We start from the raw sequence: 21,075 nt of genomic DNA on the forward strand, positions 1-21,075 counted from the left end.
TTGGTGGGTGGTACAAGTTTCGAACTTGTGACCCCTGCCGTGTGAAGGCAGTGCTCTACCACTGAGCTAACCACCCTGAAAGAAGCGAGATTCTAGCACGTTTTTTTAAGCTCGCACAAAGAGACTCAAGCAGCCTGAGCGGGCGCGCCCGAAGCCTCGTCGAGCGTGCGCCAAAGGCAGGCTGCGCCGACAGATTTGTCCAGGGCCGCGAGATAGGCTTCGTGCGCGGCAAGATCCTCTGCAGAGGCGGCGATGACGGGTAGCACGGAGGCATCGAAGCGGCTGAGTTCGACCTGGGACCCACCGCCGCCCTGAGCATCATCGACGTCGATCAGCAAGGCGTCCTGGCCGCGTGTCATGGCCAGCCAGACCTCGGCCAACAACTGCGAGTCCAGCAAGGCGCCGTGCAGAGTGCGGTGCGCGTTGGAGATGCCGTAGCGGTCGCACAAGGCGTCGAGCGAATTGCGCTTGCCGGGATAGAGCGTGCGCGCATGTGCCAGCGAATCCACCACGCTGCCGCAATAGTTGTCCAGGGTCTTGAGTCCGGCCTTCTGCAGTTCGGCGTTGAAGAATTTCACGTCGAACCCGGCGTTGTGCGCGATGAGTTCCGCGCCATCGATGAAGGCGAGAAATTGAGCGGCCACCTCGCCAAAACGTGGCTTATCGGAGAGGAACTCGGTCGTCAAACCGTGCACGGCCAACGCTTCGGGATCGCTGCCGCGGTCCGGATTGAGGTAGATGTGCAGGTTGCGCCCGGTCACCCCGCGATTGACGATCTCGACGCAGCCAATTTCCACGATGCGGTGACCCTGGGCGGGATCCAGGCCGGTGGTTTCGGTATCGAAAATGATCTGACGCATGGGCGGACTACTCTGAAACGGGTGTGGATTCGGCGGCCTTGCCCCGAAGGGCAGGCCGCGTGGAAACGATGAGGGAGTACGCCACCGGAACCACGAACAAGGTCAATAGTGTACCCAGGCTAAGGCCGCCGACCAGTACCCATCCAATCTGTTGCCGCGATTCGGCCCCGGCCCCGTTTGCCAGTGCCAGCGGAACCGTGCCCAATACCATGGCACCCGTCGTCATCAGGATGGGCCGCAGACGCAACACGCTGGCTTGAACCACCGCATGCATGACGTCATGGCCCTCTTCGCGCAATTGATTGGCGAACTCCACGATGAGGATGCCGTGCTTGGTGATCAGCCCGACCAGGGTGATCAGGCCGATCTGGCTGTAGATCGACAGCGTGCCACCGGTCAACCACAAGGCAAGCAGGGCGCCGGTCATGGACAGCGGCACCGACAGCATGATGATGAACGGATTGCGCCAGCTCTCGAACTGGGCCGCCAGCACCAGATAGATGAAGGCCAGCGCCATGGCAAACACCAGATAGATGCTGCCCGACGAGTCGCGGAACTCCCGCGATTGGCCATCCAGGTCCGTGACGACGGTATGCGGCAATACCTCGCGCGCCACCTCGTGCATATGATCCAGCACTTAGCCCAATGCGTATCCCGGAGCCACCGAGGCATCCACCTTGACGGCGCGCAACCGATTGAAGTGGTTGAGCGATTGGGGCGAGACGCCCTCGCGCACGGCCAGGAGGTTATCGAGTTGCACCATGCTGCCGTCCCGGGCCCGTACATAGATGCCAGAGATGTCCGTCGGCGTGGCGCGGTCACGCGGCGTGACCTGCACGATCACATCGTATTGTTCGCCCTCGTCCTTGTAGCGGGTGACTTGCCGGCCGCCCAGCATGGACTCCAGGGTGCGGCCGACGACGTCGACGCTGGCACCGACGTCGGACATCTTGTCCCGATCCACGTGCACTCGCAGCTCGGGGGTATTCAGGCGCAGGTCCGTGTCGAGGTTCTGCAGGCCGGGATAGTCACGCAGTGCATTCAGGAATACGCCGACCAGCTTGGCCAGTTCCGGGTACGGCGCCTGGCTCATGATGATGAACTCCACCGGCTTGGAACGCGACGACTGGCCTAGCGAAGGCGGGTTGGTCGGGAAGGCGCGCACGCCCGGCAGTGCCGAGAACTTGGGCTGCAACTCGCGCGTGATCTCCTGCTGCCGCCGGGCGCGGTCTTCCCAGGGTTTGAGGCGCAGGATCGCCGTGCCGTCGGTCACGGTAGGAAAACCCACGGTCGTCTGGCTGACACTTGTCTCGGGAATGGACTCGTAGAACTTTTCTATCGCCAGCATGTTCTCCAGCGTGTAGCCCAAGGTCGCGCCCTCGGGAGAGGACACGATGCCGAAGATGACGCCCCGGTCCTCGATAGGGGTGAGCTCGCTTTTGACAACCTTAAAGAGCACACCGCTGGCTGCCGCGACCGCCAGGCCCACGACAATCACGACCCCCCGATGCGCCAGCGACCAGCCAAGCGAGCGCCGGTATCCGCGGCTGAGCGCCTCCAGCCAGCCCTCGATCAGGTTGTAGGCGCGGTTATGCCGGGTTTGATGGCGCAGCAGCAGCGAGCACATCATCGGCGTGAGGGTGAGCGCCACTACGCCTGAAACGAGCACGGTCGCGGCCAGTGTCAGCGCAAACTCGATGAACAGGCGGCCGGTGCGCCCCGTGGCAAAGGCCAGCGGCGCATACACCGTGACCAGCGTCATGGTCATGGCCACGACCGCAAAGCCGATCTCGCGCGACCCTTGAATGGCCGCCTGCCGGCGCGGCACGCCATTTTCGATGTGCCGGAAAATATTCTCCAGCACGACGATGGCGTCGTCGACCACCAGCCCGATGGCCAGCACCATGGCCAGCAAGGTCAGCGTATTGATGGAAAAGCCAAACATATACATGATGGCGCAGGCCCCGATCAGAGAGACCGGGATGGTGACGATGGGCACCAGGCTGGCACGCAGGTTGCGCAGGAAAAAAAAGATCACCAGCACCACCAGGACGATGGCTTCGACGATGGTGTGATAAACCGAATCGATGGAGCGCTCGATGAAGACCGAGGTGTCGTACGAAATATTCAACTTCATGCCCGCGGGCAGGCTTTCGTTCAGGCGTTCGACTTCCTGGCGGGCGGCCGCGGATAGCTCCAGCGGGTTGGCCGTGGACTGCCGGGTGATACCGATGTTGAGGGCGCTTTTGCCATTGAAGCGGGAGAGCACCCGGTCATTGGCCGCGTCGATTTGAACCCGGGCAACATCGCGCAGGCGAACCGGATAGCCTTTGACATTGGCAATGATGATGTTCTCGAACTGCGGAATGGTCTGCAGGTCGGTCGACGAGACCACCGAAAACTCGCGGGCCCGCGATTCGATCCGCCCCGCCGGGATCTCGACGTTCTGGCTGCGCAGCGCCGCCTCGACGTCCAGAACGGTGAGGTTGTAGCCCGCCAGTTTGTCGCGGTCGACATAGATACGCATCGATGGCAGCCGCTCGCCGAACACTCTCACCTCGGCGGCGCCGGGCAGCACCGACAGGCGCGTCTTGATATAGCGGTTGATATAGTCGGAAGTCTGGATGGCCGAGTAATGTCCGGACTCGACCGCGATGTAGATAATGGGTTGAGAGTCCGCCTCGACCTTGCCGATGATGGGTTCATCAATCTCGTCGGGAAGAAAGCGCCGCGCGCGCGAGACCTTGTCGCGGACCTCGGCGGCGGCCGCATCAGGGCTGCGTGAAAGGTTGAACTTGATGTTGATGAGGCTGCGCTCGGAGCGGCTGCGCGAGGTCATCACGTCCACCCCCTCGATGCCAGCCAACTGGTTCTCCAGCGGCTTGGTCACCTGGGATTCGATCACCTCGGGCGAGGCGCCTTTATAAGGTTCATCGCGGAATAGCGTGGAGCCGTGCTTGATTGCCGTTACGCTTGATCCTTGATTTTTCAAGGATCAAGGCCGGGATCATGCTGGACCGCAAGACGATCGAGAGGTTGGGTGGGTGGGAAGGTTATCGGGTGGAGCGGGTCGTGTGGCCTGAAGGTGAGAGCCGGACGGTCACGATTTACCTGAAGCCTTCAGCGCGAACGATGCACTGCGAGCACTGCGGCAACCGATGTCGGCAGGTGCATGAGACGACCACGCGCCGGGTGCGGGATCTGCCGCTAATGGCGCTGCGAGTGACGCTGGTAGTGCCGCGTCGGCGGGTCTGGTGCGAGCAGTGCGGTGGACCGCATCTGGAGAGGCTGAGCTGGCTGGGCCGTTACCAGCGAGTGACCGACCGGCTGGCCGAGGCGGTCAGCCAGTTGCTTGAGTCCAGCAACATTCTGGCCGTGGCGCGCTTCTTCCAACTGGGTTGGCACACGGTCAAGGCGCTGGACAAGGCCCTGCTGCGACGGGCGATCCAAGAGCCGGACTGGAGCCAGATCCACTACCTAGCGATGGACGAGTTCGCTCTACACAAGGGCCATCGTTATGCCACGGTCGTTGTCGATCCGATCCGCCGTCAGGTGCTATGGATCGGTGATGGCCGCTCGCGCGAGACGGCCAGAGCCTTCTTCGAACAACTGCCAACTGGGGTTGCCCAGCAGATCCGGGCCGTAGCGATCGACATGACGACGGCCTATGAGCTGGAGATCCAGGCCAACTGCCCCAACGCCGAGATCGTCTACGACCTGTTCCACGTCGTGGCCAAGTACGGCCGTGAAGTGATAGACCGGGTGCGTGTAGACCAAGCGAACCAGTTGCGGCACGACAAGCCGGCCCGCCGGGTGATCAAGTCCAGTCGCTGGCTACTGCTGCGCAATCGCAAAAACCTCGATCCGTGCCAATCGGTAAAGTTGGACGAGTTGCTCCAGGCCAACCAGCCCTTGCTCACCGCTTATCTGATGCGCGATGAGCTCAAACAGCTGTGGTTCTACCAACACCCCGGCTACGCCCGCCAGGCATGGGATCACTGGCTGCAACAGGCTCAGGGCAGCGGCATCGCCGCCTTGGCTCACTTCGCGCTCAAGCTAAAAGCCTATCTGCACGGGATTCTGTCTCGCTGTCGCCACCGGCTCAACACCAGCATCGTCGAGGGCATCAACAACACCATCAAAGTCATCAAGCGCCGCGCCTACGGCTACCGCGATCAGGAGTACTTCTTCCTCAAGATCCGGTCTGCATTCCCCGGTATTCCTCGATGAACCCTTTATAAGTGGTATCCACCGAAACGATGGGCTCGTCGATCTTGGGATACTCGCGCACCGTCAACCGCGAATAAGAGATCAGGCCGACCAGGATGATGATCAGCGACAGCACCGAGGCAAACACCGGCCTGCGGATACAGATTTCGGATATGACCATGGCTGGCCTCCTGGCTTACTTGGCCGCGCTATTGACGATGGACACCGGCGCGCCGTCGGTCAGGCGCTGTAACCCGGCAATGACGACCTGGTCGCCAGCGGCCAGGCCAGTCAGAATTTCCGCCCGCCCTTCGCGGCGCTCGCCCACGCCGACCTCGATCTTTTCGGCCCGGCCCTCGCGCACACGATAGACATATTGGCTCTGGCCCACCGGCGCCAGCGCCGTTTCGGGCACGGCCAGAGCGCGATCCTGGCCAAACTGCAATTGCACGCGCGCAAACATGCCCGGGCGCAACACATGATCGGTATTGGGCACCGTGGCACGCAAGAGAATGGATCGTCCACCGGCGTCGACCAGCGGGCTCACGGCATAGACCTGGCCACTGCGTTCCTGCCCCGGCAACGCATCGAGCCGCACCCCCAGCGTCTGACCTGCCTTGACCTTGCTCAAGTACATCTCCGGCACGCGGAAATCCACTTTCAAGGGATCGATGGCCTCCAGCGGCGCCAGATCCTGGCCCTGGTTGACGTAATCGCCTACCGAGACATTGCGCAGGCCGACCATGCCTGCGAAGGGCGCGCGTATGGTCATCTTGTCGAGTTTGGCCTGCGCAAGCGCTACGGCAGCCTGCTGGATCTTCAACGTGCTGGCCGACTCGTCGCGCGCCTGCTGGCTGACAAAGCCGCGGCCATACAGGTCGACGGCGCGGCGATACTGGCTCTCGGCCAGCGCCAGATTGGCGCGCGCCTGTTGCAGCTCAGCGGCGGGTACTGAATCATCCAGCCGGATCAGAACCTGGTTGCCCGCGACGGACTCACCTTCTTTGAAGTCGATCTTCTGGATTCGCCCAGCCACTTCCGGGCGCAGCACGACCGCCTCGTCCGAGCGCAGACTACCTACGGCGGACAGGCCTCGGGCAAAAGGCTGTTCTTGGACGTAGGCGACCTCAACGCGCGTGGCGTTAGGCGCAGCCGGTACGGCGGCCGTTTTGGCTGGCGGGCTGGCAGATGAGGCCAACCAACGGGGCAGATAGACACCCGCGGCCGCTCCAGCGGCCAGACCAACCACGAGCGTGGCGAGCAATGCTGCTTTTTTCATGCTGGGATGTGAAGCGCCAGCATGGAAACCCGCCGGCATGGAGTGGGAGCATGGCACTGTAGCATCCGGGCTTACATCCTGGCACAGGCCCGGCGGCCGATTCCCTAGGGGGTTTCCCCTGGCTCTAGCGTCTGCCCACGCTGGCCACCCCCTGATTGGCCAGCATATCGGCCATTTCGTTGCCCGGATCGCCATTGTGGCCGCGTACCCAGCGCCAACTGACGCTATGACGGGCCACCTGCGCATCCAGGTCCTGCCAGAGCTCGACATTCTTGACCGGTTTTTTGTCCGCGGTAAGCCAGCCGCGCCGCTTCCAGTTGGGCAGCCACTCCGTCATGCCCTTCATGACGTACTGCGAATCGGTATGGACGACGACCGTGCACGGCCGCTTGAGTGCCCGCAGCCCTTCGACGACGGCGAGAATTTCCATACGATTATTGGTCGTATTGGCATCGCCCCCGAAAAAGGTTTTCTCGTGGCCGCCACTGCGCATGAGAACGCCCCAGCCCCCCGGGCCCGGATTGCCTTTGCAGGCCCCATCGGTCCACATTTCAACAAGATCGGCAGGTGCGGCTGGCGTCGACATAGCATTCCATCAGAAAACAGGGCAAAGAAGATACTGGATTTTGGCCGAGCGTGCAGCGCACCCGGCGCCTAGCCTCCGCCATCGGGGGCCTGGCGGTTGACCACGACCTGAGCCGCCGAGGCCGCCTTGGTTTTTTTCTTCCAGGCCGGGCCAATCAGGCGCATGCCGCCGACACGTTTGACGGCCGACACGACATAGACCGCGCCGCCCAGGCGCCACCAACGCTCGCCCATCGCCTCGAGGAAGTGCCAGCGCTGCAGCCACTGCTCGCTGCGGCAAGCGGGCGCGAATCGCCCATGCCGCCCTCGATCGACGTCAAACGAAAGCAGCTTGAGCCAGTCGCGTAACCGTGGCAGCGAAACCTGGGATTTCAAAGGCACGGGCAGCCAGGGCTCCATGCCGGGCAAGGCGTTGCGCACCCCCCATAGGCTCCAGGGGTTAAAGCCGGAAATCACCACCCGCCCTTCGGGCATCAATACACGTTCGACTTCGCGTAGCACCAGGTGGGGTGCCTCGGCGCACTCCAGCACATGAGGCAGCAGCAACAGGTCCACGCTTTGAGATTCGAAAGGCAGCAATTCCGGTTGCGCCAGGATCCGGGCTTGCCAGTTGACCTCGCCGTCGAGCGTCTCGGCCCCGATCCAACCCTTGAAGGGCATGCGGTTGCTCAGCAGCAGATCGGGCGAGCTCAACCCCATTTGCCAGGCGTAGAAGCCAAACACGTCGGCCACCTCTTCATCGAAGCGGGCGCGCTCCCATTCCAGGACATATTTGCCTGGCGGCGTCTGAAACCACTCAGCCAGTTCTACAATCGGCGCTGTCATTTCCGCCATTTCGCCCTCCTCATACGATGCCAGCCCAAACTCTTACCGCGGGCCAAGCCGGCCTGGTCGTGCCCATCGAGGCCTTCACCGACAACTATATATGGGCGGTGGTCCACGACGGCTGTGCCGTCGTGGTCGACCCCGGTCAGGCCCCGCCCGTGCAAGCGTTTCTCGACCGCCACGGACTGCGGCTGCGCGCCATTCTACTCACGCATCACCACGCCGATCACGTCGGCGGCGTTTTGCAACTGCTCGCCCAAGGTCCGGTCCCCGTCTACGGCCCGGCGCGTGAATCACTACCCCATTGTGATTTCCGCATGCAGGAAGGGGATCTGGTGGACATCCCGGAGCTAGGGATTTCCCTGACTGTGCTGGATGTGCCGGGTCACACCGCAGGCCATATCGCCTACGTGGGCCATGCCGGCAAACAGCCTCTGCTGTTCTGTGGCGACACCCTGTTTGCCGCCGGCTGTGGACGGCTGTTCGAAGGCACCCCCGAGCAGATGCACGCTTCGCTGAGGAAATTGGCGACTTTACCGGAAGATACACAGGTTTTCTGCGCTCACGAGTACACTCTAGCGAATTTGCGCTGGGCCACGACGGTTGAACCAGCCAATCCTGCCCTGCAACTGTGGCAGGAACAGGCCCGCCAAATGCGTGCAGACGGTCGCCCCACTTTGCCTACGAGCATAGGCAAGGAAAGGGACACCAATCCGTTTTTGCGTACCCAACAGGCAGATGTTGTCAAAGCCGCCATGGCGTGGGCCGGACGCCCCTTGTCCAGCTCCGTGGATGTCTTTGCCGCTCTGCGAGACTGGAAGAACAACTTCAAGTGAACCACCGATGAGCCTGCTTCGACTTCTGCTACCTGTCCTCCTCGTAGTCCTTGCCGGTTGTGCCGGCACCGGACATAAGCAGAACGCCGAAGGCAGTTCGACGCGCTATGTGGCCAAGGACACGTCGCGCACCGTGGATCTGACCAGCCCGCCGCACGACGCCTGGGATCGCATCCGCCGCGGTTTCGCCATTCCCAATCTCAATACCGACCTGTCGCAGCAATGGACGGACTATTACGCCGCCCACCCGGAGTCCGTGCAGCGCATGGCCGAGCGCGCCGGCAAGTATCTGTATTTCATTGTCGATGAAGTCAATCGCCGCGGCCTGCCGACCGAGTTGGCACTGCTGCCCTTCGTCGAGAGCGCCTATAACCCGACCGCGCTTTCGCGGTCGCAGGCCTCGGGGCTGTGGCAGTTCGTGCCGGCCACGGGACAACATTTCAACCTGAAGCAGGATTGGTGGCGGGACGAGCGCCGCGACCCGATCGCATCGACCTACGCCGCGCTGGACTATCTGGAAAAACTGTTCGAGATGCAGGGCGACTGGTACTTGGCCTTGGCCTCCTATAACTGGGGCGAAGGCTCGGTGCAGCGCGCCATGGCCAAGAATGAAGCCGCAGGGCTGGCCACCGACTATCTGTCGCTGACCATGCCGGACGAAACGCGCAACTACGTGCCCAAGTTGCAGGCCATCAAAAACATCATCGCCAATCCGCGCAAGTACGCCGTTGCCCTGCCCAAGGTGGACAACACGCCGTACTTCGTGACGGTACAGAAAAACCGCGATATCGATATCGAGCTGGCTGCCAAGTTGGCCGAAATGCCACTCGACGAGTTCAAGGCGCTCAACCCTTCGTTCAACCGCCCCGTCATTCGCGGCGAACATGAACCCACACTGTTGCTGCCCGCCGACCGGCTGGCGGTCTTTAACGCCAATTTGCAGAACTACAAGGGCGACCTGAGCACGTGGTCGACCTATGCGACACGGCGCGGCGAGAACTACGCCGCCATCGCCAAACGCTACGGTGTATCGGAAGCGCGCCTGCGCCAGATCAATGAAGTGCCCGCACGGCAGAAGGTTGCCGTCGGCCAGGTACTGCTGGTGCCGGCGGCTGGCGGTGTCGACAAACCCAGCGGCAACGAAGCCGTGCAGTTGGCGTCGCTGTCCACGCCCGTAGGCGCGCTGGACAAAGCCGTAGCGCCCAAATCGGCCGCCCGTGCGCTGCCCACGACAGCGCGCGCCACCAGCGCCCGCCCCAATGTGCGCACGCATAAGGTTGGCACTGGCGACACCTTGTTCAGCCTTGCCAAGCGCTATGGCACGACGGTCGATGCGCTGCGCGCCCTGAACAACCTCAAAGGCAACAATCTGAAGGTCGGTTCGCAGTTGCGTGTGCCTGGCACCGGCACGCGCGGCTGATCCTGCAGGATGCCCGTAAAATAACGGCCTTCAAGCAAGGCAACCAAAGGAAAACATCATGGGCTTTCTCGCTGGCAAGCGCATCCTCGTCACTGGAGTGCTCTCGAACCGCTCCATCGCCTACGGCATCGCTCGCGCCTGCCATCAACAAGGCGCCAAACTGGCTTTCACCTATGTCGGCGACCGCTTCAAGGAGCGTGTCACTGAATTTGCTGCCGAATTCGGCAGCGACGTCGTGCTGCCCTGCGATGTGGCGGAAGACAGCCAGATCGAGGCGACGTTCGCCGGGCTCAAAGAACGCTGGGGCGGCCTGGACGGGCTGGTCCACTCCATCGGCTTCGCGCCGCGCGAAGCCATCGCCGGGGACTTCCTCGAGGGGCTATCGCGCGAAGCATTCCGCGTCGCCCACGACATCTCGGCCTACAGCTTTCCGGCCATGGCCAAGGCAGCGCTGCCGCTCATGGAAGGCCGCAAGGCATCGGTCCTGACCCTGACCTACCTCGGCGCCGAGCGCGTGGTGTCCAACTACAACACCATGGGCCTGGCCAAGGCGTCGCTGGAAGCCAGCGTGCGCTACCTGGCCACCGCCCTGGGCCCGCTGGGCATTCGCGCCAACGGCATTTCCGCGGGTCCCATCAAGACGCTGGCCGCCAGCGGCATCAAGGACTTCTCATCCATCCTGAAGTTCGTCGAGGCCAATGCGCCCCTGCGCCGCAATGTGACGATCGAAGACGTCGGCAACGTCGCGGCCTTCATGCTCTCCGATCTCGCGGCCGGGGTCACGGGTGAAATCACCCATGTCGACGCGGGCTTCTCGACGGTCGTACCGGGCATGGAAGGCTGATCGTCCTCTATCCCAACCGAAGGCGCCTCGTGCGCCTTTTTTTATTGACCACGCCGCGTTTTCTGTTTTATTTATAGAATAATATAACGTTTCTTTTTTAAGCCCTGCCGGCCCATGCCGACCGCTGCCCGCCCCCTGTCCTGTTTACGTTCCGCGCGCGGCACGCTCCTTGCACTGGCATGGTTGATGATCTGCGCGGCCGGCATGCCGCTGGCCACCGTGCTGCACGCGCTGACACACCTGCCCGCTCAGGTCAGCGACAACGGCACGCGGCGCCAGGGCGATGAAGGGCAAGGCACCGAGCAACACAACTGCGATGTGTGCTCCGCCCTTGATGCCTTCGAAGAAGCTCTGCTCGGCGCCCTGCCGCCGATCACGGGAGCCCCCCCACAGCCGCCTGCGCTTGCCTGGGCCGCGCGTTCGAGCCAGTTGGTTGCCCCTCGCTGGTTCGAGCCGCGCGCCCCGCCTGCGCGCCCTCCGATCCTGCCTGCCTGACCTTTTCTGGATCGCGCCTCGCGGCGCCCTTGGGAATTTTTTTCGATATGTCCGCTTTCCTGCTGAAGGCGCGCCTGCCTGCGCGCCCGCTACCTTACGCCCTGGCCTGCGCCAGCCTGCTCGTCCTGCAACCGTCTCACGCCCAAAGCGACCCGGCCACCGCCGCGACGCTGGCACCGGTGATCGTCACCGGCAATCCTTTGGGCAGCGAGGCCTTGAGCATCCCGTCGACCGTCCTATCCGGCGACGCGCTCGATCTGCGCCGCGCCGACTCGCTGGGAGAGACGCTCAACGGCCTGCCAGGCATTTCGACCACGACTTACGGACCCATGGTCGGACGGCCCATCATCCGCGGCATGGACGGCGACCGCGTCCGCCTGCTGAGCAATGGCGTGGGGACGCTGGACGCCTCCTCGCTGTCGTATGACCATCAGGTGCCCAACGACCCCATGGCCTCCGAACGCATCGAAATTCTGCGCGGCCCCGCCGCGCTGCTTTATGGGGGTAACGCCATCGGCGGCGTGGTCAACACCATCGACAACCGCATCCCCTCCGAGCCCATCGACGGTGTTCAAGGGCAGGTGCAGACCCAGTACACCAGCGCCAACAACGGCCGCAGCGGCGGGGCCCAGGTCGAAGCCGGCAACGGCAACTTCGCTCTGCACGCGGATGTTTACGGCCGGGATACCGACGCCTTGCGCATTCCGGGTGACGCGCGCTCGGCGCGATTGCGCGCCGCCGAGCCCGACGTGTCGAGTGCACGCGATCGGCTGCCCAATAGCGATGGACGCGACAGCGGCGGCGCCATCGGTATGAGCTGGACCGCAGACCATGGCTACGCGGGGCTGTCCTATAGCGGCTACGACTCGGATTATGGCTCGGTGGCCGAATCGGACGTGCGTATCCGGCTGCGCCAGCAGCGCTTCAATGCGGCGGGGGAAGTGCGAGACCTGGATGGCCTCTTCTCACGTCTGGCTTTCAGCTTTGGCTATACCGATTACCAGCACAAGGAGATCGACGATGGCCAGACAGGCACGACCTTCAAGAATCACGGTTATGAAGCACGCCTCGAAGCCCAGCATGCCGACATCGGGCCGATAAGCGGTGTGTCGGGCCTGCAACTGGGACAGGCGCGCTTCTCCGCGCTAGGCGACGAGGCCTTGGTGCCCACCACCCGGACCGACTCGCTGGCCCTGTTCGACGTGGAGAGCTGGCGCGTCAATGAGCGTTTTACCCTGAGCGCCGGCGCGCGGGCGGAGCTCACCAGGCTCGATCCCGCCGATAACGGCAACGAGCGCTTTGCCGACAGCCAAAAGCGTCGATTCACGGCGGGCAGCTTCTCCCTGGGCGGAGTCTACCTGCTGAACCCGGTGTGGTCACTGGCCAGCAATCTTTCGTATACGGAGCGGGCCCCTACGTTTTACGAGTTGTATGCCAATGGGCCGCATGAAGCGACCGGGCAATATCTGGTGGGCAACCCGGACCTGGGCAAAGAGCGGGCGTGGTCTGGCGATGCCGCGCTACGCTGGAAACATGAGGCCGACCACGGCAGCGTGGGCGTGTTCTACAGCAGTTTCGGCAATTATCTGGCCGAGCTGAACACGGGGCGAATGCGCGACGATGACGGCAATGTGCTGGCCGCTGCCGATGAGGATGCACTACCCGAAGCCGTCTATCGCGGGGTGCGTACCGAGTTCTACGGCATCGAGGCCGAAAGCAGTACGCGCATCTTTCAAAGCGGTGGCGATACCGTGGATCTGGCCGTCGGCGGCGACTACACCCATGCGCGCAATCTCGACAGCGGCGAGCCACTACCGCGGATTGCTCCCCTGCGCTTGATGGCGGGATTGGACTGGCGGCGCGGGCCCTGGGATGCGGGCGCCCAAATCACCAAGGCCTTCGCGCAACATCGCCAACCGGAGGACGACACGCCCACCTCCGGGTATTACCGTCTGGACGCTCACGCAGGCTACCGCTTCAAAGTGGGCGCAACGCGCTGGCAGGCGTACGTGCGCGGCATCAACCTGACCAATCAGGAGATCCGTTACGCCACGTCCGTGCTGCGCGACGTGGCACCGCAAAGCGGGCGCGCCATGCTGGTGGGGCTCAAAGGCAACTTCTAAGGCAAGAGGGTACGCCCCCCGGTTTCTGACAAAAAGCTGAACCAAATCGGATTGCAGCGATCAGAGCATTTTGACTTGTTCAAGGAGCGCGACTTGAGCGCACGCCAACTACTCGATCAATTGCTGCGATCCGGCCAGAACCTGGCTCAACAAGCCGCAGGGTCTTCTTTCCCAGCGAAAGCCGGCAACGAAGGGGGGTCACTGCTGGCCGGCTTGGGTGGCGGCGCCTTGGGCGCCGGCGCGCTCGGGCTGCTGTTGGGCAGCAAAAAAGCGCGAAAAATCGGCGGTAAAGTGGCCATGTACGGCGGCATGGCGGCCCTGGGCGCGCTGGCGTATCGGGCCTATGGCCAATGGCGAACAACTCAGTCGCCAGCGCAGGATGCCCCCGCCGCAGACGCCTCTCAGGCCGTCGCCGGACTACCCACTCCGGCTGCCGAGGTTCAAAGCCGTGCCGTATTGGTGGCGATGATCGGTGCGGCCAAAGCCGATGGACACATCGGCCCCACTGAGCGTCAGTTGCTTGAGCAAGAACTCGCCCGGCTCTCTGGAGACGCTGCCGACCGTGCGTGGTTGCAGGCGGAACTGGCCGGCCCGGTGGACCCGGCCGCGGTCGCGCGCGCCGCGCAGGGGCCGGAGATGGCGGCGCAGATGTATCTGGCCAGCCTCCTGATGGTTGACGAGCAAAGCTATATGGAGCGCGCCTATCTCGACGAACTTGCCCGTCAACTGAAGCTGGCTCCTTCCTTGCAGCGACAACTCGAAACCGAGGTGGTTCAGTTGTCCTGATCAGTCCACCCGCAGACCCATGTTGGCTGTCAGGGCGCCAAACCGGCAGATATCATCGTGCACGAGCCGATCGAAGTCCGCCGGGCTGCTGGCCACAGGGTTGAATCCCAGCTCCTTGAGCTCGGCCTGCATGGCGGGACGCATCATAATGGTGGTCAGCGCGTGGTTCAACCGCGCGATGATCTGCGGGGGCGTTCCGGCCGGCGCCAGCAAGCCATGCCACTGATCCAGCTCATAACCGGGCCAGCCCAGCTCGGCCACGGTAGGCACGTCGGGCAGAAGCGGAGAACGCTGAGCCGCGGTCACGGCCAGTGCCCGCAACTTGCCTGATCGGATGAACGGCGCGGCACTCGAGGCGGTGATGACGCCCAACGACACATGGCCGGAAAGCACATCGGTCAGCGCCGGGCCGCACCCTTTATAAGGGACCTGTTGCAAGGAGGCTTTAGCGCGCGCTCGCAACAACTCCGCGGCTAGATGCTGCGGTGTGCCGTTGCCGCAGGACGCATAGGGCATCGGGTCTTGGGGCAGCCCGAGCCGCAAGGCCTGGCTCAGGCTGCTCAAGGGAGAATTGGCTGCTGTCACGATCACCGAGGGCACGAACGCCACGTTGATCACGGCAGTGAAATCACGCTCCGGGGAGAAGTCCAAGTGATGAAAGACGCCCGGGTTAATGGCAAACGAACTGTTGACCATCAGCAGGGTGTAGCCATCCGGCCTGGACTCGGCCACGGCACGCGCGCCGATATTGCCGCTGGCGCCGGGACGGTTTTCCACCACCACGGGCTGCCCGAGATCCTGCTGCAAGGCCGCCCCTAGTTTGCGCGCCAGCAGATCAGTGCCACCGCCCGGAGGAAAGGTCACGATGATGGTGATGGGCCGCGCAGGGAAATCCATTGCTGCCAGACTGGGCGCGCAGGCCGCGCCCAGGGTCAGAAACATCGATAAGAGAGCAAACAGTCGCCGCATGGTTTTCTCAGGATGAGCGCCGCCACGGCGCCCCGATTCCGGCACCGTCAACGACGTGCAAAAACGAAAGAAGAAGTCAGCTGTCCAGGCCGATATCCAATACCCGCGCGCTGTGCGTGAGCCAGCCCACAGCCATCAGATCGACGCCGGTTGCCGCCACGGCAGGGGCCGTCTGCGGCGTGATACGACCGGAAGCCTCGGTAATGGCGCGGCCATCCACCCGCCGCACCGCCTCGCGCAGGGTGTCGTGGTCCATGTTGTCCAGCAATACGACGTCCACCCCCGCCGCCAGGGCCTCATCCAGCTGCGCCAGCGTGTCGACCTCGAGCTCGATCTTCACCATATGGCCCACAGCCGCGCGCGCGCGCGCCAGCGCCGGCGTGACGCCCCCGGCAAAGACGACGTGGTTGTCCTTGATGAGCACGGCGTCATCCAGGCCATAACGGTGATTGCTGCCACCGCCCACACGGACGGCGTATTTCTGCACGGCCCGCAGTCCGGGCAGGGTTTTGCGTGTGCAGGTGACTTTGCAGCGGGTATGCGCGATGGCGTCGGCGATCGACGCCGTGGCGGTCGCCACACCGCTCAGATGGCCCAGAAAATTGAGGGCCGTGCGCTCGGCGGTCAACATGCCGCGCGCCGGCCCTTCAATCAGGGCGATTTCGCTGCCAGGCTCCAGACGCGCGCCGTCGGCCAGCAGCATCTGAAAGCGGATCTCGGGATCGACCAGCCGGAAAGCCAGCCGCGCCAGATCCAGGCCGGCCAGCACGCCCGACTGGCGTGCGACCAGACGAGTCTGGCCGCGCGCTTCGAGCGGCACAATGGCATCACTGGTGATGTCACCGGCGCGGCCCAAGTCCTCCAGCAGCGCAGCGCGCACCAAAGGCTCCAGCATGACCTGGGGCAGACTCGGGAAGGTGCGCACCGTCTCCTGGGCGCTTGTCGCTGCAGCGATTTTTATGCTCATTTTGAGTATATATGGGGTTAAAAAAATGGCTTGGGCCTCGGTGACTTATGCTAATCCTGAGCATAAATAACTGTCAAGTCACCGGCCCGCGAACAGGTAGCAGTCAATATTGCCGCGCCAGGGGCAACTTGCTGCCCGAGATCGCCCGCTCCAGCATGACATCGCTGCGGAAGCGGAACAACTTGGCCGGCCTGCCTGCCGTGCCGCTAGACATGGCGCCCGTTTCCTCTACCAGATCCTGCTGCTCCATCAGTCGGCGGAAATTCTGTTTATGCAGCTGGCGCCCGGCCAATGCCTGCACCGCATTCTGCAACTGCAACAACGTGAATTCAGCGGGCATCAGCTCAAAGACCACAGGCCGATACTTGATCTTGGCGCGCAGCCGCGCGATGCCCGTAGCCAGAATACGGCGATGGTCGTGGGCCATGGACTGCCCCGGCACGGCCTCTCCCGCACCCGACTCCGGCACCATCCCAGCCTCGTAGAGCAGTTCGTAACGCTGCAGGACCATATCTTCGTTCCAGGTCGCGCCGTCCAACCCGAATCCATAGGCCAGCCGCTGCGAGCGACGCGCGTCCCCCTTGGCCCATCGACGCAGGCGACGCTCGATATCGGCCAGGATGGCCGGCGTGCCCTCGCGGCGATCTTCCCAGGGGAAGTAGCGGTACCAGTCCTGCCAACCCACCTGCGCCACACCGGGATCGCCCGCTTCGCGCGTGAGCGCCAGGTAGCTGACCGAAATAACCCGCGCGCCCGCGTCGTTGGAGCGATCGCTATCGGCGAAGGTATAGAGTTGCTCGACGTAGCCCAGCGGGTGCTGCGTCTGGGTTTCGACCCAGGCTCGCAGGCCGGCCTGCAGCGAACGGTGGCTCAGTTCGAAGGGGCCTGCAGGCAGCAATTGACCGCAATCGGTGGTCAAGACGCGAGGCTGCCCCGCCGTTACGGCGACGAGCACAGCCACCAGCTCGGCGGAGAGAGATCGGTCTAAGGTGTTGGTCAAGGAAATCCTGGAAGGAACACACGGCCAGGCCGCCTCCAATTATAGGGGGCGCACGCCGTCACACCTGGACACCTGGCTCGACGCACGTCCAGCGTACTATGCACGAACAGGCTGCTGTCCCGGCCTGCGTATGGCAGCACACAGGAGTCGAACCATGGCAATTGCTCGTGAGTTTCTCCCGCCGTCCAGCGTCACCCGGCAGCGCCAATTCTCTGGCACGGCAGAAATGCCCATGCCCAGCGCAAACCGTCAGGTCGCCGGCATGCCGCGCGCAGGCCGCAACATGACGGCTCCGGGCGACCCCGGTGTGCTTGCCGCCGAAGACGACGTACTGCCCAGCGCCGTGCGCCGCAACGGCGACGACGCTTGAGGCGACCGCTCAGCGCAGCCTACTCGCTGCCGCTGAACATATAGCCCCAACCATGCACGGCGCGGATGGGCAGGCGTAACTGCCGGTCCGTGGCCTTGCGTCGCAGTCGGCAGATCAACACATCGACATACCGCAGGCGAGCCCCCTCGCCTCGCCCCGGCCTGACGTCGACCACATTCAGCAGATCGTCCCGGCTCAGGCGCTGTGTGGGCGCCTGTACCAGAGCAAGCAGCAAGGCCCGTTCGGTCCCGGACAGCGGCATTTGCGCGTTATCGGGGCTGGCCAGAACCCAGCCGTCTTCCAGCAAGCGCCAATGGCGTTCTGCGGGGACAGCGTCGGTATCGCCGCCAGGCGAGGCGGGCAGAATGCGGGCAGCGGGCACGCCACGCACCGGTTGCGCGGCGCCCCGGCGAGCCAAAGCCTGCAATACCGCAGCGATTTCTTGATGACTGCTCGTTTGCTCCAGACAGGTATCCACGCCGCACAGCAACAGTTGCACTCGTGCCTCGGAGCTCAACGGCGGCGTCAAGGCCACAATCCCCACGCTAGGCGCCAGGGTGCGCAGCCGCGCTGCGGCCACGAGCGCCTCCCCCTGGGATGCCATGAGAATCACAAAGCTGTGCCGATGCTGGCCATGCAGTTCATACATGGTGGCAAGCTCGCTGCAACATGCCATGGGAAAACCGGAGTCGATCAGTGATTGCGATAAGGCTGCGCTCTGAGCCGGATCCGCGCACAGCAGCAACACGCTCGCATCGGGGACATTGGCCGGCAGCTCGCTCACCCCCTGGCGGGCAGCAGCCTCCGCCGGCATGCGCAGCGCCCCCTCGACGGTGGCAAACAACTGAGTGGAAAACGCGGATTTCATACCGTTCTGCCCAGCCTTATAAATACACCTGCGTGTAAAAAAACAGACCTCAGACCTCAGTCGTACCTGTGCCTACTGGCTTGTCCCAGCAGGACAACGACGTGGCGTTCTCGATGTCAAACACGTGCTGCCTGGATATGCCTTGACCCGACTTTGCGTGACGGGAACGTCTAGTCCGCGCCGTTCGGATAACGCGGCGTAAACGCGCGCGCGACACACGAGCATGCCCTCCGAAGGACGAAGGAATATCGCCGCTGGCATGCACATAGGCTGCCGCACGGGCCTGGCTTGCCATACGCGTTTGCTTGTCGTTGAGGCACAAGGCGGACGCCGGGCTGACTATCCAGCCTCTGCCTTACCTAGGCCATCTCTGCGCATGGCAGCGCGAGCGCTGCACGACCGTGGGCTTGAAAGATCAAGCCACGAAGTATCGGGGCGCAGTGTATTGCACTTTGCGCCCTGATGCCCAACTCTTTTAAGAAATTAAGAATTTTTAGGGACACATCGATTATCGCGCCAGCGCGTAAGCGGTCAGCCGCGCTCCCCGCACGCCGCCCTGCTGCACGCCGCTGGCAGTCGCCACGACAACGAATTGGCGACCCGCTGCGGTCTGATATGTCAGGGGCGTCGCCTGCGCTCCCGTCGGCAGGCGGCTTCTCCAGAGTACGTCGCCCGAATGCAGATCCACGGCACGCAACGACTGCTCCTGCCCTGTGGCAATGAAAACCAACCCTGCGCGTGTAATGAGCGAGCCAGCCGGCAGCAGAGTATGCCGGCGCGCGAACGACCAGACAGACTCAAATGCCGATCCCAGCCGGCTGTTCCACAGAACCTGTCCATCGTTGAGATCCACGCCGGTGAGGTAGTGGTGCGGCGGCGCACTACAGGACATGCCCAGAGGCGAGATCAACGGCTCCTGCCCGCGCGAGGCGGCTGCCGGCGCCCAACTGAGGATCAACAGCTTGCGCTCGGGATCGGCCGCCACCCCGCCCCAACTCGCAGGCGCCAGCGTACCCGGCAGCGTCAGAAAGGTTGCGCGCCCGGGCTGCCGCCCGGCGGAGCGCTGACGGACCCGGCACCAGAGCTGGTCGAAAGGCGTGAGCCCCCACATCGCCTCCTCGCCGTCCGGCCCGACGGGATCGAACTTCACCTCCAACCGCAATGGCCTGCCGTCTCGCCGGTCCAGCAAGAATAGCTGCCCACGACGAGTGGCCTGTATCAACACCGGCAGCCTGCGGCCCTGGACCTGCAAATCCAGTAACGTTGGTTGCGCGGCTTGATCGCCGCCCCAGATGTCGTGCGGCGTGGTCTGAAACACCCAGCGTTCCTGGCCGGTCTGTGCATCCAGTGCGATGACGGCACTGGAGTAGCGCTGCACGCTACCGGGACCTGCAGGATCGCCGCCGTAGTAATCGGGCATGGCATTGGCGGTAGGCACGTAAATGGCGCCCAACGACTCGTCGACGGACAGGGGCGCGCTGGCATGCGCCAAGCCGAGCAACGCCGGTTGCCCGTCGGGCATGGCCGGATTGAAACTCCATGCGGCCTGGCCCGTACGGGCATCGAAGGCGCGCAAGGCCCCGGCCGCTTCGCCCTGAGTGTTCGGGCCGCGCTGCCAGCCCGCCACCACCACCTTGTCGCGCACCACGCGCGGCGCCGAACTCATGTAAAGCTGGCCTGGCAGGGGTGCTGCCGTATTGAGGTCGATCTGCCCCTGCCCCCCGAAGCCGCGGCAGGATTGATCGCTGGCGGCATCCACCGCGATCAGCCGTGCATCGTCGGTCGTGGCATACAGGCGCGCCGCGCAAAACGCCTGCGCATCCATACCTGGCACCCGGTAGTAGGCCAATCCACGGCAGGTGGGCGTGGCGCCACGCTGCTCATCGCGATGCCGCCAGCGCAACTTGCCGGTGTCCGCATCCAGGGCAATCAAACCGCCGGCACACAGGTACAGGTGGCTGCCCACCTTCAGCGGCGCGATCTCGAACGCGCGGGCCGACTCGCTGTCTTCGCCCTGGTAAGTCCAGGCGACCTGCAACGCGGCCACATTGGCTGGGCTGATCGGCGTCAACGGCGAAAACCGCGTTCCCTGCGGATCGCCCGCCCACTCACCGTCGCCTTGCACAGGCGCCGCGTGTGCCACGGCAGCAGGCAGTATTTCACGTGGGCTGACCGAGTCGTCACGCAACAGACTGGCCACGATAAGGGCCGCGAACATCAGCAGGAAGAAAGCCGTGATGAGACGGGCGGCACGATTCGAGCGCGGCCCGCGGGCCAACGAGCGCACCACCGGAGGCAGCCAAAAGCCCAGACCCAGCAGGCACAGAAACGCCAGCCGCGCCAGCAGCGCCCAGAAATCCAGTCCCACCTGCAGCAGGGACCAGAGCATGGTCCCGGCCAGCGTGGCGGAATAAAGCCAGGCGCTCCAGGCGTTGCAATGCCACAGCAGCACGCCGCTGGCTACCAGCGCCACGCCGGTGACGCCGTAATACCAGGAGCCTCCCAACAGGGCCAGTTTGATGCCGCCGACGGTCAGCACCACGCCGCAGACGGCCAGCACAATGGCCAAGCCATGAGCCGCCACATGCGATTTGCCGGCGACCGCAGTCATAAAACACCCCCAGGTCCGCCGTGACCGG

General features: G+C 63.7%; 17 protein-coding genes, 1 tRNA gene and 2 pseudogenes. 8 read left to right on the forward strand and 12 right to left on the reverse strand.

Going from position 1 to position 21,075, the window contains the following annotated elements; genetic code table 11:
* Position 1: 1 nt before the first annotated feature.
* From LK440_RS13470 to LK440_RS13480, 3 genes and pseudogenes are all read right to left on the reverse strand, one after another.
* Positions 2–76: transfer RNA gene (locus LK440_RS13470), tRNA-Val, on the reverse strand.
* Positions 77–125: 49 nt separating this feature from the next.
* Complete coding sequence (gene dnaQ / locus LK440_RS13475; RefSeq protein ID WP_005018655.1) at positions 126–860, reverse strand: DNA polymerase III subunit epsilon; 735 nt, start codon at positions 858–860, stop codon at positions 126–128.
* 7 nt (positions 861–867) lie between these two features.
* Positions 868–3,795: pseudogene (locus LK440_RS13480) on the reverse strand (efflux RND transporter permease subunit); the annotation flags it as partial.
* A 74-nt stretch (positions 3,796–3,869) separates the two neighbouring features.
* Between LK440_RS13480 and LK440_RS13485 the strand changes: the two are divergent.
* Positions 3,870–5,090 carry an ISL3 family transposase gene (locus LK440_RS13485; RefSeq protein ID WP_005011985.1) on the forward strand — a complete coding sequence of 407 codons (1,221 nt, stop codon included), beginning with the start codon at positions 3,870–3,872 and terminating at the stop codon, positions 5,088–5,090.
* A gap of 1 nt (position 5,091) precedes the next feature.
* On the opposite strand, the pseudogene LK440_RS13490 reads toward LK440_RS13485, so the two are convergent.
* The 4 genes and pseudogenes from LK440_RS13490 to LK440_RS13505 all read right to left on the reverse strand — a co-directional run.
* Positions 5,092–5,250 (reverse strand): annotated as a pseudogene (locus LK440_RS13490) (efflux RND transporter permease subunit); the annotation flags it as partial.
* Between the two features lie 15 nt (positions 5,251–5,265).
* Entirely contained in the window at positions 5,266–6,348 is a 1,083-nt protein-coding gene (locus tag LK440_RS13495) for an efflux RND transporter periplasmic adaptor subunit (RefSeq protein ID WP_005018652.1), read from the reverse strand.
* A gap of 124 nt (positions 6,349–6,472) precedes the next feature.
* Positions 6,473–6,934 carry a ribonuclease HI gene (gene rnhA, locus LK440_RS13500; protein WP_005018651.1) on the reverse strand — a complete coding sequence of 154 codons (462 nt, stop codon included), beginning with the start codon at positions 6,932–6,934 and terminating at the stop codon, positions 6,473–6,475.
* Between the two features lie 68 nt (positions 6,935–7,002).
* Positions 7,003–7,767: a class I SAM-dependent methyltransferase gene (locus LK440_RS13505; protein WP_005018650.1), complete on the reverse strand. Its 765-nt coding sequence runs from the start codon at positions 7,765–7,767 to the stop codon at positions 7,003–7,005.
* Positions 7,768–7,784: 17 nt separating this feature from the next.
* On the opposite strand from LK440_RS13505, the gene gloB reads away from it, so the two are divergent.
* The 6 genes from gloB to LK440_RS13535 all read left to right on the forward strand — a co-directional run bounded on the left by gloB (position 7,785) and on the right by LK440_RS13535 (position 14,262).
* The gene (gene gloB, locus LK440_RS13510) at positions 7,785–8,594 is read left to right on the forward strand and encodes a hydroxyacylglutathione hydrolase (RefSeq protein WP_005018649.1); all 810 of its coding nucleotides are present in this window, start codon (positions 7,785–7,787) and stop codon (positions 8,592–8,594) included.
* A gap of 7 nt (positions 8,595–8,601) precedes the next feature.
* Entirely contained in the window at positions 8,602–10,014 is a 1,413-nt protein-coding gene (locus LK440_RS13515) for a transglycosylase SLT domain-containing protein (RefSeq protein WP_005018648.1), read from the forward strand.
* Positions 10,015–10,072: 58 nt separating this feature from the next.
* A complete protein-coding gene (gene fabI, locus LK440_RS13520) occupies positions 10,073–10,858 on the forward strand; it encodes an enoyl-ACP reductase FabI (protein ID WP_005018647.1) in 786 nt (261 codons plus the stop codon).
* A 114-nt stretch (positions 10,859–10,972) separates the two neighbouring features.
* A complete protein-coding gene (locus LK440_RS13525; protein WP_227944732.1) occupies positions 10,973–11,353 on the forward strand; it encodes a hypothetical protein in 381 nt (126 codons plus the stop codon).
* Between the two features lie 47 nt (positions 11,354–11,400).
* Positions 11,401–13,476 (forward strand): TonB-dependent receptor, encoded by a 2,076-nt coding sequence (locus LK440_RS13530; RefSeq protein WP_227944733.1) that lies wholly within the window; start codon positions 11,401–11,403, stop codon positions 13,474–13,476.
* 93 nt (positions 13,477–13,569) lie between these two features.
* Entirely contained in the window at positions 13,570–14,262 is a 693-nt protein-coding gene (locus LK440_RS13535) for a tellurite resistance TerB family protein (RefSeq protein WP_169510514.1), read from the forward strand.
* On the opposite strand, the gene LK440_RS13540 is transcribed toward LK440_RS13535, so the two are convergent.
* The 3 genes from LK440_RS13540 to LK440_RS13550 all read right to left on the reverse strand — a co-directional run bounded on the left by LK440_RS13540 (position 14,263) and on the right by LK440_RS13550 (position 17,198).
* Positions 14,263–15,204, reverse strand: a complete 942-nt coding sequence (locus tag LK440_RS13540) for a tripartite tricarboxylate transporter substrate binding protein (RefSeq protein WP_370510758.1) — start codon at positions 15,202–15,204, stop codon at positions 14,263–14,265.
* Between the two features lie 103 nt (positions 15,205–15,307).
* Positions 15,308–16,198: a carboxylating nicotinate-nucleotide diphosphorylase gene (gene nadC / locus LK440_RS13545; protein WP_025341328.1), complete on the reverse strand. Its 891-nt coding sequence runs from the start codon at positions 16,196–16,198 to the stop codon at positions 15,308–15,310.
* 103 nt (positions 16,199–16,301) lie between these two features.
* Positions 16,302–17,198: an NUDIX hydrolase gene (locus tag LK440_RS13550; protein ID WP_005018636.1), complete on the reverse strand. Its 897-nt coding sequence runs from the start codon at positions 17,196–17,198 to the stop codon at positions 16,302–16,304.
* Positions 17,199–17,352: 154 nt separating this feature from the next.
* Here LK440_RS13550 and LK440_RS13555 point away from each other — a divergent pair, with 154 nt between their 5' ends.
* Complete coding sequence (locus tag LK440_RS13555) at positions 17,353–17,568, forward strand: hypothetical protein (protein WP_005018635.1); 216 nt, start codon at positions 17,353–17,355, stop codon at positions 17,566–17,568.
* A gap of 19 nt (positions 17,569–17,587) precedes the next feature.
* Here the strand turns inward: LK440_RS13555 and LK440_RS13560 are convergent, their stop codons facing one another.
* On the reverse strand, positions 17,588–18,436 hold the full coding sequence (locus LK440_RS13560) for a winged helix-turn-helix domain-containing protein (RefSeq protein ID WP_005018634.1): 849 nt from the start codon (positions 18,434–18,436) through the stop codon (positions 17,588–17,590).
* A 508-nt stretch (positions 18,437–18,944) separates the two neighbouring features.
* The gene (locus LK440_RS13565) at positions 18,945–21,047 is read right to left on the reverse strand and encodes an outer membrane protein assembly factor BamB family protein (RefSeq protein WP_005018633.1); all 2,103 of its coding nucleotides are present in this window, start codon (positions 21,045–21,047) and stop codon (positions 18,945–18,947) included.
* Positions 21,048–21,075: the final 28 nt, after the last annotated feature.

This window comes from Bordetella holmesii (genome assembly GCF_020735985.1).
GTDB lineage: Bacteria > Pseudomonadota > Gammaproteobacteria > Burkholderiales > Burkholderiaceae_B > Bordetella > Bordetella holmesii.

Bases quoted from the DNA above. Each gene is read 5' to 3' on its own strand.
- dnaQ (WP_005018655.1), bottom strand. From the start codon at position 860: ATGCGTCAGATCATTTTCGATACCGAAACCACCGGCCTGGATCCCGCC.
- LK440_RS13485 (WP_005011985.1), top strand. From the start codon at position 3,870: ATGCTGGACCGCAAGACGATCGAGAGGTTGGGTGGGTGGGAAGGTTAT.
- LK440_RS13495 (WP_005018652.1), bottom strand. From the start codon at position 6,348: ATGAAAAAAGCAGCATTGCTCGCCACGCTCGTGGTTGGTCTGGCCGCT.
- rnhA (WP_005018651.1), bottom strand. From the start codon at position 6,934: ATGTCGACGCCAGCCGCACCTGCCGATCTTGTTGAAATGTGGACCGAT.
- LK440_RS13505 (WP_005018650.1), bottom strand. From the start codon at position 7,767: ATGGCGGAAATGACAGCGCCGATTGTAGAACTGGCTGAGTGGTTTCAG.
- gloB (WP_005018649.1), top strand. From the start codon at position 7,785: ATGCCAGCCCAAACTCTTACCGCGGGCCAAGCCGGCCTGGTCGTGCCC.
- LK440_RS13515 (WP_005018648.1), top strand. From the start codon at position 8,602: ATGAGCCTGCTTCGACTTCTGCTACCTGTCCTCCTCGTAGTCCTTGCC.
- fabI (WP_005018647.1), top strand. From the start codon at position 10,073: ATGGGCTTTCTCGCTGGCAAGCGCATCCTCGTCACTGGAGTGCTCTCG.
- LK440_RS13525 (WP_227944732.1), top strand. From the start codon at position 10,973: ATGCCGACCGCTGCCCGCCCCCTGTCCTGTTTACGTTCCGCGCGCGGC.
- LK440_RS13530 (WP_227944733.1), top strand. From the start codon at position 11,401: ATGTCCGCTTTCCTGCTGAAGGCGCGCCTGCCTGCGCGCCCGCTACCT.
- LK440_RS13540 (WP_370510758.1), bottom strand. From the start codon at position 15,204: ATGTTTCTGACCCTGGGCGCGGCCTGCGCGCCCAGTCTGGCAGCAATG.
- nadC (WP_025341328.1), bottom strand. From the start codon at position 16,198: ATGAGCATAAAAATCGCTGCAGCGACAAGCGCCCAGGAGACGGTGCGC.
- LK440_RS13555 (WP_005018635.1), top strand. From the start codon at position 17,353: ATGGCAATTGCTCGTGAGTTTCTCCCGCCGTCCAGCGTCACCCGGCAG.
- LK440_RS13560 (WP_005018634.1), bottom strand. From the start codon at position 18,436: ATGAAATCCGCGTTTTCCACTCAGTTGTTTGCCACCGTCGAGGGGGCG.
- LK440_RS13565 (WP_005018633.1), bottom strand. From the start codon at position 21,047: ATGACTGCGGTCGCCGGCAAATCGCATGTGGCGGCTCATGGCTTGGCC.